Origin of the sequence: Delftia sp. PE138, from assembly GCF_018320755.1 — a bacterium.
Lineage (GTDB): Bacteria > Pseudomonadota > Gammaproteobacteria > Burkholderiales > Burkholderiaceae_C > Comamonas > Comamonas tsuruhatensis.
In genome coordinates, this window is record NZ_JABEPN010000001.1 from 347,419 (window position 1) to 359,619 (window position 12,201).

A 12,201-nucleotide genomic window follows, 5' to 3' on the forward strand; every position below is an offset into this window, starting at 1 on the left:
GTCCATGGCTTTTCTTCGCACACTCCTCAAGCGGCTGCTGCAGGGCCTGGCGCTGGTGCTGGCCGTGGTGGTGCTGAACTTCATGCTGGTGCATGCGGCGCCCGGCGATCCCGTGGAGACCATTGCCGGCGCCAGCGGCGGCATGGAGCCCGAGCTCATGGCCGAGCTGCGCACACGCTACGGGCTGGACCGGCCGCTGCCCGTGCAGCTGGGCATCTACCTGGCGCGCGTGGCCAGTGGTGATCTGGGCTACTCCTACTTCTTCAACCTGCCGGTGGCGCAGATGATTGCCGAGCGCGTGCCCGCCACCTTGCTGCTGGTGCTGGCCGCCGTGCTCACGGCCTTCGTGGTGGGCACGCTGCTGGGCGTGCTGTCCTCGCGCCGGCCCAACGGTCTGCTGTCGCAGTGCATCACCGTGCTGTCCCTGGTGGGCTTTGCGGCGCCCGTGTTCTGGACCGGCATGCTGCTGGTGCTGGCGTTTGCCTCCTGGTGGCCCGTGCTGCCGGTGTCGGGCATGCGCTCGGCCGATGCCGCAGGCGGCGCGGGCCTTGCCGACCTGCTGGACGTGGCCCGGCACCTGGTGCTGCCTGCGCTGACACTGGCCCTGGTCTACCTGGCGCAGTACAGCCGGCTGTCGCGCTCGTCCATGCTGGACGTGCTGGGCGCCGACTACATCCGCACGGCGCGCGCCAAGGGGCTGGCCGAGCATGTGGTGCTCTACCGCCATGCGCTGTGCAACGCGCTGCTGCCCGTGGTGACCATGCTGGGCCTGCAGTTCGGCAACGTCATGGCCGGCGCCATCATCGTGGAGACGGTCTTCAACTGGCCGGGCCTGGGCCGGCTGGCCTTCGACTCGGTGCTGCGGCGCGACTACCCGACCATCCTGGGCGTGCTGCTGTTCTCCTCCATCGTCGTGGTCGTGATGAACCTCGTCACCGACCTGTGCTACCGGCTGATCGATCCCCGCATCAAGGCGGCCTGAGACCATGAATGCCATCACACCACCTTCCGTGTCCGTGCCGAGCGTCGCCGCGCCGCAGGCCGCAGCCCATGCCGAGCACCCGGCCCGTGAGGCGCTGCGCATGTTCCTGCGCAACCCCTCGGCCATTGCCGGCATGGCCATGCTGCTCATCGTGCTGCTGGTGGCCATTGCCGGCCCCTGGATCTGGCCTGCGGACCCGTTCGAGATCCGCACCATGCCGCTGAGCCCGCCGTTCAGCGAGGAGGCCTGGCTGGGCAGCGATCAGCTGGGGCGCGACGTGCTCACGGGCATCATCCACGGCGGCCGCGCCACGCTGATGGTGGGCGCCTTCGCGGCTTTGCTGTCGGTGTGCATCGGCGTGACGCTGGGGGCGATGGCCGGCTACTACGGCGGCCGCGTCGATGCGCTGCTGATGCGCGTGACCGAGTTCTTCCAGGTGCTGCCTGCGCTGCTGTTCGCCATGGTGGTGGTCACGCTGTTCTCGCCCTCGCTGGTGACGGTCACGCTGGCCATCGGCAGCGTGAGCTGGCCGGCCACTGCGCGGTTGACGCGGGCCGAGTTCATGCGCATCCGCCAGCTTGAATTCGTGCGCGCGGAGAGCGCCATCGGCGCGCGCCACGGCCGCATCATCTGGAAGGTGATCCTGCCCAATGCGCTGCCGCCGCTGGTGGTGTCGGCCACGCTGGCCGTGGGCGCCGCCATCCTGTTCGAGGCCGGCCTGTCCTTCCTGGGCCTGGGGGACCCCAACCAGATGAGCTGGGGCCTGATGATCGGGTCGGCCCGCCAATACCTGCTGTCGTGCTGGTGGGCCGTGGCCTTTCCTGGTGCTGCCATCTTCGTCACCGTGCTGGCCGTCAGCCTGATCGGCGACGGCCTCAACGATGCACTCAACCCCAAGCTGAGGGAGCGCTGATGGACACCGATACCCCCCTGTTGCAAGTCAGCGGCCTGCGCGTGGCCTTCCAGGGCCGGCGCGGCCAGGCCACGGTGCTCAACGGCGTGGATTTCGATCTGCGCGCGGGCGAGACCCTGTGCGTGGTCGGCGAATCCGGCTGCGGCAAGAGCATGACGGCGCTGGCGCTGCTGCGCCTCATTCCCTCGCCTCCGGGCCGCATCACGGGCGGGCAGGTGCGCTTCCAGGGCGAGGACCTGGTGGCCGCCGGCGAGGCCCATATGCGCCAGGTGCGCGGCAACCGCATCTCCATGATCTTCCAGGAGCCGATGACCTCGCTGAACCCGGTGCTCACCGTGGGCGAGCAGATCGCCGAGCCGCTGCGCCTGCACGCCGGCCTGGACGCGGCCGCCGCGCGCCAACGCGCCGTGGAAATGCTCCGGCAGGTCGGCATCCCCGCGCCCGAGCGGCGCGTGCACGAGTACCCGCACCAGCTGTCGGGCGGCATGCGCCAGCGCGTGATGATCGCCATGGCCCTGGCCTGCCGGCCCGACATCCTGATCGCCGACGAGCCCACCACGGCGCTGGACGTGACCGTGCAGGCGCAGATCTTCGACCTGCTGCGCGAGCTGCAGCGCGACAAGGGCACGGCCATCGTGCTGATCACGCATGACATGGGGGCCGTGGCCGAGATGGCCGACCGCGTCATGGTCATGTATGCGGGCCGCGTGATCGAGCAGGGCCGCTGCGAACAGGTGCTTTCAGCGCCCGCCCATCCCTACACGCGCGGCCTGATCGCCTGCCTGCCCGAGCTGGGCAGCAGCCAGGCAGGCGGGCGCACCGAGCTGCCCGAGATCCCCGGCGTCGTGCCCTCGATCTGGGAGTTGGGCAGCGGCTGCGCCTTTCGTGCGCGCTGCCGCGAGGCCCAGCCGCGCTGCGCCAGCGAAGCTCCGCCGCTGACCGCGCTGGATGATCCATCCCACGGCGTGGCCTGCTGGCTGCACGCTCCCGCTTCCCGCATCCGCGCCCACACGGAGGCCCTGGCATGAACGCACGCATGGACGAAACCCTCTTGCAGGTGGACGATCTCCAGGTCCACTTTCCGCGCCCGGGCAAGGGCCTGTTCGGCAGGCCCGAGGTGGTCAAGGCCGTGGACGGCGTGTCCTTCAGCCTGCGGCGCGGCAGCACGCTGGCCGTGGTGGGCGAGTCGGGCTCGGGCAAGACGACCACGGCGCTGGCCGTGATGCGTCTGGCGCCCGTGACGGCAGGCCGCATGCAGCTGGGCGATACCGACCTGGGCGACCTGTCGGGCGAGGCCCTGCGCCAGGCGAGGCGGCGCATGCAGATCGTGTTCCAGGACCCGTTCTCCTCGCTGAATCCGCGACAGCGCGCGGGCGATGCGGTGCGCGCTCCGCTGGACCTGATGGACGTGGGCACGCCGGCCGAGCGCGAGGCGCGCGTGGCCGAGCTGTTCACCCAGGTGGGCCTGCGGCCCGAGCAGCGCCAGCTGTTCCCGCACCAGTTCTCGGGCGGCCAGCGCCAGCGCATCAACATCGCGCGCGCCCTGGCCACGCGGCCCGAACTCGTGGTCTGCGACGAGCCCGTGTCGGCGCTGGACATCGCCATCCGCGCCCAGATCCTCAATCTGCTGGCGCGGCTGCAGCGCGAGCTGGGCCTGAGCTACCTGTTCATCTCGCACGACATGGCCGTGGTCGAGCACATCTGCGACGACATCGCCGTCATGTACCTGGGCCAGATCGTGGAGCGCGCACCGCGCCAGGCTTTCTTCGCGCGGCCGCTGCATCCCTACAGCATGGCCCTGATGTCGGCCGTGCCCACGGTGCGCGGCGGGCGCGAGCGCGCGGCGCGGCGCATCCGGCTGGCCGGCGATCCGCCCAGTCCCATCGACCCGCCTGCGGGCTGCCGCTTCGCCGGGCGCTGTCCCGTGGCCGTGCCTGCGTGCTCGGCCGAGGTGCCACCGCTGCGCGAAGCCGCCCCCGGCCACTGGGTGCGCTGCATCCGCGTGGACCACATCGATGGCGTGCCGCGCGCGCCGCTGGCCCTGTGAACCCGGAGCACCCGCCACCATGAGCATCACTGTCTACGCCGCCCGCAAGATCATCACCATGAACCCCATGCAGCCCGAGGCCACGCACGTGGCCGTGCGCGACGGGCGCATCCTCGCGGTCGGGGACCTCGCGCGCTGCACGGCCTGGGGCGAGTGCCGCGTCGACGAGCGCTTTGCCGACCAGGTGCTGCTGCCCGGCCTGGTGGAGGGCCACTGCCACCTCAAGGAAGGCAGCATGTGGGATTGGACATACACGGGCTGGTTCGACCGGCGAGACCCCGATGGCAAGACCTGGCCCGGCCTGCGCTCCATGGATGCCGTGGTGGACCGCCTGGCCGAGGTGGCGGCGCGCATGGATGCGCAGGGCCTGCCGGCCGGCCAGCCGCTGATCGCCTGGGGGTTCGATCCCATCTACTTCGGCGGCGAGCGCATGACGGTGGAGCACCTGGACCGGGCCGCCGCAGGCCGTCCCGTCGTGATCTCGCACGCCAACGGCCATTTGATGAATGTCAACAGCGCCATGCTGCGCCTGGCCGAGATCACGCGCGACAACGAGGTCGAGGGCGTGGTGCGCTTTGCACCCGGCCACGCCCTGGCCGGCGAGCCCACGGGCGAGCTGCAGGAGCCGGCCGCCATGTTCCTGGTGCTGCGCAAGATCGGCAACGCCGGGCTGCTGGCGCCCATGACCGAGGCGGGCGTGCGCTCCTTCGCCCGCCTGGCCTGCCGCCAGGGCGTGACCACGGCCACCGACCTGGTCAACAGGCTGGGCGAGCAGGACTGCCGCGTGCTTGAGGCCGCGCTGGCCGACGACCAGGTGCCCATCCGTATCCTGCCGGCCTTCCAGGCGTTTCACGGCACGCATGGCGCCGAGGCCGGTGCCGGGCATGTGCGCGCGCTCATGGCGCGCAACACCGACCGGCTGCGCTACGGCCTGGTCAAGATGATGCTGGACGGCTCCATCCAGGGCTTTTCGGCCCGCCTGCGCTGGCCCGGTCACTACAACGGCGCGCCCAACGGCATCTGGGTCACCGCGCCCGCGCAGTACGAGGCCGATTTCGAGACCTACCACCGCGCAGGCCTGCTCATTCATACGCACACCAATGGCGACGAGGCCAGCGAAGCCGCCATCGACGCCATAGGCCGCGTGCTGGCCCGCGCCCCCCGGCCCGACCATCGCCATACGCTGCAGCATGGCCAGATGATCGATGCGCCGCTGTTTCGCCGCATGGCGGCGCTGGGCCTGTGCGCCAACCTGTTCGCCAACCACCTCTGGTACTGGGGCGACCAGCACTACGAGATGACCATGGGGCCGGACCGGGCCATGCGGCTCGATGCCTGCGCCAGCGCGCTGGCCGCCGGTGTGCCGCTGGCCATTCACTCGGATGCGCCCGTCACGCCGCTGGGGCCGCTGTTCACCGCCTGGTGCGCGGTCCACCGGCTCACGCCCAAGGGCCGCGTGCTGGGCGCGGCCGAGCGCCTGACCGTGGCCCAGGCCCTGCATGCCGTCACGCTGGGCGCGGCCTGGACACTGAAGCTGGACCACGAGATCGGCAGCATCGAATGCGGCAAGCGCGCCGACTTCTGCGTGCTGGAGGACGATCCGCTGTCCCTGGACCCCATGGTGCTCAAGGACCTCAGGGTCTGGGGCACGGTGCTGTCGGGGCGCGTCTTCAAGGCGGCATGACATGGGACAGCGGTTGCCGTTCACGGTCATCGGCGGCTTCCTGGGCGCCGGCAAGACCACGCTGCTCAACCACTGGCTGCGCCATGCGGATGGCCAGCGGCTGGCCGTGCTGGTCAACGACTTCGGCGCGCTCAACATCGATGCAGGCCTGATCAAGGACCACAGCGGCGACACCATCGCGCTGACCAATGGCTGCGTGTGCTGCCAGATCGGCGATGACCTGTCCATGGCCCTGATCGGCGTGCTGCAGCAGCGCGAGCGCTTCGACGCCGTGGTGGTCGAGGCCAGCGGCGTCTCCGACCCCTGGCGCATCGCCCAATTGGGCCTGGCCGATCCGGGTCTGGCGCTCGATGGAGTCATCGTGGTGCTGGATGCCGGCACCTTGCTCTCGCAGGCCGCCGATCCGCTGCTGGCCGACACGCTGCAGCGCCAGGTGGCCCGGGCTGATCTGGTCATCGTCAACAAGACCGATCTGGCCGATACCCGGACCCTGGAGCGCGTGCACGGCTGGATAGCCAGCCACGCGCCAGCCGCGCAACGCTGCGATGTGCACGAAGCCCGGGTGCCCGTGCAACTGCTCAGCGGCGCAGCCCTCCTGCGTGGTGTGCGGGAGGTCTCATGGGGTACTGGCACTGCGCGCCCCATGCATGGCCGGCAGTTCGAGACCTGGTCCTGCCAGCCGCCCGGGGGGCTGTGCGAGACGGCCCTGCAGGCGTGGCTGCAGGCCATGCCGGCTGGCGTGCTGCGGCTCAAGGGCGTGGTGCAGACCGGGGCGGGCCAGTGGAGCGAGCTTCAGTTTGCCGGGAGCAGCGGCCGGCTGCGTGCCGCATCAGCGCCCGTGCAGCAGCAGCAGGTGCCCGCCATCGTGGCCATCGGCCTGGCCGGGCAGCTTCCGGTGGCCGCGCTGCAGGCGCTGGTGGCAGGCGCTGCGGGCGTCAGGGCTGCGGGCCGTCCCGCATGAAATCCTGGGCCGCCTGCTGCAGCCACTCGCGCAGGCTTTGCAGCGGCGGGTAGTTGCCGCGGCTCGTGGGCCAGGCCAGGTAGTAGCGCTCGGCGCTTTCCATCTCGGGCAGATGGGGCAGGGCACGCACCAGATCGCCCTGTGCGAGTTCGCGCTCGATCAGAAAACGCGGCAGCAAGGCCACGCCCACGCCGGCGATGGCGGCCTGGGCGGCGGTGGCGAACTGGTCGAACAGCATGCCTTGGCCCTCGGCCATGGGCGCGTGGTGCACGGACAGCCAGCGCTGCCAGGCATCGGGGCGCGATGCCAGGTGCAGCAGCGGCGCCTGCAGCAGGTCCTGGGGCTGGGCAAAGCCATGCTGGGCCAGCAGGGCGGGGCTGCAGGCAGGCACCACGGTCTCGCTCATCAGAAAGGCCAGCTCGGCGCCCGGCCAGTGCGGCAGGCCGAAATGGATGGCGGCGTCCACGGCTTCGAGCTGGAAGTCGAACTGGGACAGCCGCGTCGTCAGGTTGATGGTGATGCCCGGGTGGGCGCTGAAGAACTGCGGCAGGCGCGGCGCCAGCCAGCGCGTGCCGAAGGTGGGGAGGATGGCCAGGTTCAGGCTGCCGCCGCGCGGGTTGGCCCGAAAGCCCAGCGTGGCCGTGGAGATGCGCATCAGCGCGCCCCGGATTTCCTGCGCATAGGCCTGGCCGGCCGGGCTCAGGCGCACGGTCTGGCGCTCGCGCACAAAGAGTTCTGCCTCCAGCCGCTCCTCCAGCGCTCGGATCTGGCGGCTGACGGCGCTTTGCGTCAGGTGCAGCTCGGCCGCAGCTGCCGTGAAGCTCTGGTGCCGGGCCGCTGCCTCGAAGGCGCACAGCAGGGACATGGGAGGCAGGAAACGGCGGGACAGCAGCATGGCAGGGAGCGGTGGGGCAATCGTGGGAGGGGCCATTCTGTTTGGGAATGACCTATGGGCCCGATTATCGTTTGACCAGGCTCAAGGCGCAGACCTAGCATGCGTGCCAGGAATTCACCATGCCGCAGGCTGATCTGCGGCCCCACCATCAGTCCCCACAAGCACCATGTCCTCTACGTCCGCCAACGCCTTCGTGCCTTCCGACGAGATCCGCGCGCGCTTTTCCAGCGCCATGTCCGAGATGTACCGCGATGAAGTGCCCCAGTACGGCACGCTGATCGAACTCGTGGCCGACATCAACCAGCGCACGCTGCAGGCCGAGCCTGAGCTGCTGGCCCGGATGCAGCGCAGTGGCGAGCTGGCCCGCCTGGGCGTGGAGCGCCACGGCGCCATCCGCGTGGGCACGGCCGCCGAGCTGTCCATGCTGCGCCGCCTGTTCGCCATCATGGGCATGGAGCCCGTGGGCTACTACGACCTGTCGGTGGCCGGCGTGCCCGTGCACTCCACGGCCTTCCGTCCCGTCAGCGATGCCGCGCTGCTGGCCAACCCTTTCCGCGTCTTCACCTCGCTGCTGCGCCTGGACCTGATCGCCGACGAGGCGCTGCGCGCCCAGGCTGCCGCCATCCTGGCGCGCCGCAACATCTTCACCGAGCGCGCGCTGGCGCTGATCGCCCAGTCCGAGGCCAACGGCGGCCTCACCGATGCCGAGGCCGATGAATTCGTCGGCGAGGCGCTGGAGACCTTCCGCTGGCACAGCGAATCCACCGTGGACGGCGCCACCTATGACGCGCTGCACAAGGCCCACCGCCTGATCGCCGACGTGGTCTGCTTCAAGGGCCCGCACATCAACCACCTGACGCCGCGCACCCTGGACATCGACGCGGCCCAGGCCGCCATGCCCGCACGCGGCATGGATGCCAAGGACGTGGTCGAAGGCCCGCCGCGCCGCGCCTGCCCCATCCTGCTGCGCCAGACCAGCTTCAAGGCGCTCAAGGAGACCGTGCGTTTTGCCGGCGATGCCACGGGCGCAGGCTCGCACACGGCGCGCTTCGGCGAGATCGAGCAGCGCGGCGTGGCGCTCACGCGCAAGGGCCGCGCGCTTTACGACCAGCTGCTGGCCCAGGTGCGCGACATGGGCAGCGCGGGCAGTGCCGCACCCGACTACGGCAGCCGCCTGGCCCAGGTCTTCGAGGCTTTCCCCGACACGCATGAGCAGCTGCGCCGCCAGGACCTGGCCTTCTACCGCTTCACGCTGAGCGACGAGGGAGCCGCCCTGGCCGCAGGCGAGGCCGCCGCGGCCGCCGCCTCGGACCTGGACGCCCTGATCGCCCGTGGCCTGGCCCAGGCCGAGCCCATCGTCTACGAGGACTTCCTGCCCGTGAGCGCGGCCGGCATCTTCCAGTCCAACCTGGGCGGCGAAGAGCAAAAGCAGTACGCGGCCCATGCGGCCCAGCAAGCCTTCGAGGCCGACCTGGGTGCCCGCGTGCATGACGAGATCGCGCTGTACGAGCAGGCGCAGCAGCGCTCCATTGACCAGCTGCGCAGCGCGCTGCGCACCCAGGCCGCCCAGGCTGTGGCCTGACCGGCTGCCTGGATGCCGGCTTTGGCCGGCATCCACCCTGTATCCCCTTTGTTTTTTGCAAAGCCGCAAGAGGCCTTCATGAGCACTGCAGACCTGGGCATTCAGTCGCCCACCGCCCATCTGTTCAACCCGCTGTTCGCGCACCCCGAAGGCTCGCCCATACGCGAGCTGTTTCCCTATCTGAGCCGCCCTGGCATGCTCTCGCTGGCGGGCGGCTATCCCTCGCCCAGCCTGTTCGATGCCGAAGGCCTGCAACAGGCCGCGATGGCCGCTTTGCAGCAGGACGCTGCCGCCAGCCTGCAGTACGGCGCCAGCGAAGGCCAGCTGCCGCTGCGCGAAGCCCTGGCCGCGCTGTGCGCCACGCGCGGCATTGCCTGCACGCCGGCCGACATGATCGTGACCACGGGCTCGCAACAGGCCTTCGACCTGCTGGTCAAGGTGCTGGTGGAGCCTGGCGATCCGGTGCTGGTCGAGGTGCCTGCCTACCCGGCCACGCTGCAGACCCTGAAGCTGGCCCAGGCACAGGTCGTTGCCGTGCCCACGGACGAGCAGGGCCTGGACACCGAGGCCCTGGCCCGCCTGCTGGCGCAGTGGCCCCATGCGCGTGCCCCCAAGCTGCTCTATACCGTGCCCAACTTCTCCAACCCGGGCGGCACCCTGCTGCCCGCGGCGCGGCGCACGGCCCTGGTGGCGCTGGCACGCGAGCATGGCTTTGTCATCGTCGAGGACGACCCCTATGGCGAGCTGCGCTTTACCGGCCAGCGCGAACCGTCGATCTACGAAACGGGCCTGGCGCTGTGCGGCGCCCAGGCCAATCCCGTGGTCTACCTGTCCAGCCTGTCCAAGACCGTGGCGCCTGCGCTGCGCATCGGCTGGATGCTGGCCGACGCCCAATTGCTGCGCCGCTGCACCATCGCCAAGCAGACGGCCGATCTGTGCACCTCGCCGCTGGCGCAGATGATCGCCGCGCACTATCTGCGCTCGGGCCGCTATGCGCCCCAGCTGGCCCAGGCCTGCGCCGAGTACGCGGCGCGCATGGATGCGCTGTGCTCGGGCATGCAGTCGGCCCTGGGCGAGCAGATCCGCTTCGTGCGGCCTGCGGGCGGCATGTTCGTCTGGGCGCAGCTGCTGCCGCCACAACGGCATGCGGGCGAGCCCGAGGCCCTGGCCCGGGCGCTGTTCACGGCCGCTGTGGAGCAGGGCGTGCTCTATGTGCCAGGCAAGGCCTTCTTCCCGGCCGAGGCGGCGCAGCAGGCCGGCCTGTGCATGCGCCTGTCGTATGCGGCGCCCACCGTGCCCCAGATCACCGAGGCCGTGGCGCGCCTGGGCCGGGCCTGGGGCCAGGCCGTGTCCTGAGGACATCGGCAACAGCGTTCATGCAATGAAAAAGGCCGCCCGAGGGCGGCCTTTTTCTTGCGGGGCAAACCGGGTATGGCGCAAGGCCTGCCCGGTTGCGGCGGGCAATTACATGCCCATGCCGCCCATGCCACCCATGCCGCCCATGTCGGGCATGGCGGGGGCGCCTTCAGCCTTGGGGGACTCGGCGATCATGGCTTCGGTCGTCAGCAGCAGCGATGCCACGGAAGCGGCGTTCTGCAGGGCCGTACGCGTCACCTTGGTCGGGTCCAGGATACCCATTTCCAGCATGTCGCCGTAGGTGTCGTTGGCGGCGTTGAAGCCGTAGTTGCCCGAGCCGTTCAGCACGGCGTTGACCACCACCGAGGGCTCGCCACCGGCGTTGGCCACGATTTCGCGCAGGGGCGCTTCGATGGCCTTCATGATCAGCTTGATGCCGGCGTCCTGCTCGGCGTCGCCGGTCTTCAGTTCGCCCACGGCTTGCTTGGCACGCAGCAGAGCCACGCCGCCGCCGGCCACGATGCCTTCTTCCACAGCAGCGCGGGTAGCGTGCAGGGCGTCTTCAACGCGGGCCTTCTTTTCCTTCATCTCGACTTCGGTGGCAGCGCCGACCTTGATCACGGCCACGCCGCCGGCCAGCTTGGCCACGCGCTCTTGCAGCTTTTCGCGGTCGTAGTCGCTGGTGGCTTCTTCGATCTGGATGCGGATCTGCTTGACGCGGGCTTCGATTTCAGCAGCTTGGCCAGCACCGTCGATGATGGTGGTGTTTTCCTTGCCGATTTCGATGCGCACTGCCTGGCCCAGGTCTTCCAGGGTCACCTTGTCCAGCGCCAGGCCCACTTCTTCAGCGATGACCTTGCCGCCCGTCAGGATGGCGATGTCTTCCAGCATGGCCTTGCGGCGGTCGCCGAATCCAGGAGCCTTGACAGCCACAACCTTCAGGATGCCGCGGATGGTGTTGACCACCAGCGTTGCCAGGGCTTCGCCTTCGACGTCTTCTGCAATGATCAGCAGGGGACGGCCGGCCTTTGCCACGGCTTCCAGCGTGGGCAGCAGGTCGCGGATGTTGCTGATCTTCTTGTCGAACAGCAGCACGAAGGGGTTGTCCAGCAGGGCAACCTGCTTTTCGGGATTGTTGATGAAGTAGGGCGACAGGTAGCCGCGGTCGAACTGCATGCCCTCGACGACGTCGAGTTCGTTGGCCAGCGACTTGCCTTCTTCAACGGTGATCACGCCTTCCTTGCCGACCTTGTCCATGGCTTCGGCAATGATGCTGCCCACGGATTCGTCGGAGTTGGCGGAGATCGAGCCGACCTGGGCGATTTCCTTGGAGGTGGTGGTGGCCTTGGATTGCTTCTTCAGCTCTTCCACCAGGGCGGCGACAGCCTTGTCGATGCCGCGCTTGAGGTCCATGGGGTTCAGGCCGGCGGCCACGTACTTGATGCCTTCGCGGACGATGGCCTGTGCCAGCACGGTGGCGGTGGTCGTGCCGTCACCGGCGATGTCGTTGGTCTTGGAGGCCACTTCCTTCACGAGCTGGGCGCCCATGTTCTGCAGCTTGTCCTTGAGTTCCACTTCCTTGGCGACCGACACGCCGTCCTTGGTCACGGTGGGGGCGCCGAAGGAGCGCTCCAGCACCACGTTGCGGCCCTTGGGGCCCAGCGTGACCTTGACCGCGTTGGCCAGGATGTTCACGCCTTCAACCATGCGAGCGCGTGCTTCGCCGCCGAAAACTACGTCTTTTGCTGCCATTTCAATTCTCCGGATTCAGTTGGAAAGTG

10 protein-coding genes are annotated in these 12,201 nt (G+C 69.5%); 8 read left to right on the top strand and 2 right to left on the bottom strand.

Going from position 1 to position 12,201, the window contains the following annotated elements; genetic code table 11:
* Positions 1 to 4 precede the first annotated feature (4 nt).
* The 6 genes from HFGMBDPB_RS01530 to HFGMBDPB_RS01555 are packed head-to-tail and all read left to right on the top strand — an operon-like array spanning position 5 to position 6,587.
* Positions 5 to 982: an ABC transporter permease gene (locus tag HFGMBDPB_RS01530; protein ID WP_212644773.1), complete on the top strand. Its 978-nt coding sequence runs from the start codon at positions 5 to 7 to the stop codon at positions 980 to 982.
* A 4-nt stretch (positions 983 to 986) separates the two neighbouring features.
* Positions 987 to 1,895 carry an ABC transporter permease gene (locus HFGMBDPB_RS01535; RefSeq protein ID WP_043790046.1) on the top strand — a complete coding sequence of 303 codons (909 nt, stop codon included), beginning with the start codon at positions 987 to 989 and terminating at the stop codon, positions 1,893 to 1,895.
* Positions 1,895 to 2,923 carry an ABC transporter ATP-binding protein gene (locus HFGMBDPB_RS01540; protein WP_034397073.1) on the top strand — a complete coding sequence of 343 codons (1,029 nt, stop codon included), beginning with the start codon at positions 1,895 to 1,897 and terminating at the stop codon, positions 2,921 to 2,923. The genes HFGMBDPB_RS01535 and HFGMBDPB_RS01540 overlap by 1 nt, the downstream gene beginning before the upstream one ends.
* Positions 2,920 to 3,942 (top strand): ABC transporter ATP-binding protein, encoded by a 1,023-nt coding sequence (locus HFGMBDPB_RS01545; RefSeq protein WP_212644774.1) that lies wholly within the window; start codon positions 2,920 to 2,922, stop codon positions 3,940 to 3,942. The genes HFGMBDPB_RS01540 and HFGMBDPB_RS01545 overlap by 4 nt, the downstream gene beginning before the upstream one ends.
* Positions 3,943 to 3,961: 19 nt before the next feature.
* Complete coding sequence (locus HFGMBDPB_RS01550) at positions 3,962 to 5,626, top strand: amidohydrolase (protein ID WP_212644775.1); 1,665 nt, start codon at positions 3,962 to 3,964, stop codon at positions 5,624 to 5,626.
* Between the two features lies 1 nt (position 5,627).
* Positions 5,628 to 6,587 carry a CobW family GTP-binding protein gene (locus tag HFGMBDPB_RS01555; RefSeq protein WP_212644776.1) on the top strand — a complete coding sequence of 320 codons (960 nt, stop codon included), beginning with the start codon at positions 5,628 to 5,630 and terminating at the stop codon, positions 6,585 to 6,587.
* On the opposite strand, the gene HFGMBDPB_RS01560 is transcribed toward HFGMBDPB_RS01555, so the two are convergent.
* A complete protein-coding gene (locus HFGMBDPB_RS01560) occupies positions 6,562 to 7,482 on the bottom strand; it encodes a LysR family transcriptional regulator (protein ID WP_012207461.1) in 921 nt (306 codons plus the stop codon). The genes HFGMBDPB_RS01555 and HFGMBDPB_RS01560 overlap by 26 nt on opposite strands.
* Positions 7,483 to 7,648: 166 nt before the next feature.
* Here HFGMBDPB_RS01560 and hglS point away from each other — a divergent pair, with 166 nt between their 5' ends.
* Positions 7,649 to 9,064 carry a 2-oxoadipate dioxygenase/decarboxylase HglS gene (hglS, locus tag HFGMBDPB_RS01565; protein ID WP_017406079.1) on the top strand — a complete coding sequence of 472 codons (1,416 nt, stop codon included), beginning with the start codon at positions 7,649 to 7,651 and terminating at the stop codon, positions 9,062 to 9,064.
* A gap of 78 nt (positions 9,065 to 9,142) precedes the next feature.
* The gene (locus tag HFGMBDPB_RS01570) at positions 9,143 to 10,420 is read left to right on the top strand and encodes an aminotransferase-like domain-containing protein (protein WP_126310965.1); all 1,278 of its coding nucleotides are present in this window, start codon (positions 9,143 to 9,145) and stop codon (positions 10,418 to 10,420) included.
* Between the two features lie 108 nt (positions 10,421 to 10,528).
* On the opposite strand, the gene groL is transcribed toward HFGMBDPB_RS01570, so the two are convergent.
* The gene (gene groL / locus HFGMBDPB_RS01575; protein ID WP_016445455.1) at positions 10,529 to 12,172 is read right to left on the bottom strand and encodes a chaperonin GroEL; all 1,644 of its coding nucleotides are present in this window, start codon (positions 12,170 to 12,172) and stop codon (positions 10,529 to 10,531) included.
* Positions 12,173 to 12,201: the final 29 nt, after the last annotated feature.

Excerpts from the sequence above, each read along its gene's own strand:
- hglS (WP_017406079.1), top strand. The coding sequence starts at position 7,649 with ATGTCCTCTACGTCCGCCAACGCCTTCGTGCCTTCCGACGAGATCCGC.
- HFGMBDPB_RS01535 (WP_043790046.1), top strand. The coding sequence starts at position 987 with ATGAATGCCATCACACCACCTTCCGTGTCCGTGCCGAGCGTCGCCGCG.
- HFGMBDPB_RS01570 (WP_126310965.1), top strand. The coding sequence starts at position 9,143 with ATGAGCACTGCAGACCTGGGCATTCAGTCGCCCACCGCCCATCTGTTC.
- HFGMBDPB_RS01540 (WP_034397073.1), top strand. The coding sequence starts at position 1,895 with ATGGACACCGATACCCCCCTGTTGCAAGTCAGCGGCCTGCGCGTGGCC.
- groL (WP_016445455.1), bottom strand. The coding sequence starts at position 12,172 with ATGGCAGCAAAAGACGTAGTTTTCGGCGGCGAAGCACGCGCTCGCATG.
- HFGMBDPB_RS01545 (WP_212644774.1), top strand. The coding sequence starts at position 2,920 with ATGAACGCACGCATGGACGAAACCCTCTTGCAGGTGGACGATCTCCAG.
- HFGMBDPB_RS01560 (WP_012207461.1), bottom strand. The coding sequence starts at position 7,482 with ATGCTGCTGTCCCGCCGTTTCCTGCCTCCCATGTCCCTGCTGTGCGCC.
- HFGMBDPB_RS01530 (WP_212644773.1), top strand. The coding sequence starts at position 5 with ATGGCTTTTCTTCGCACACTCCTCAAGCGGCTGCTGCAGGGCCTGGCG.
- HFGMBDPB_RS01555 (WP_212644776.1), top strand. The coding sequence starts at position 5,628 with ATGGGACAGCGGTTGCCGTTCACGGTCATCGGCGGCTTCCTGGGCGCC.
- HFGMBDPB_RS01550 (WP_212644775.1), top strand. The coding sequence starts at position 3,962 with ATGAGCATCACTGTCTACGCCGCCCGCAAGATCATCACCATGAACCCC.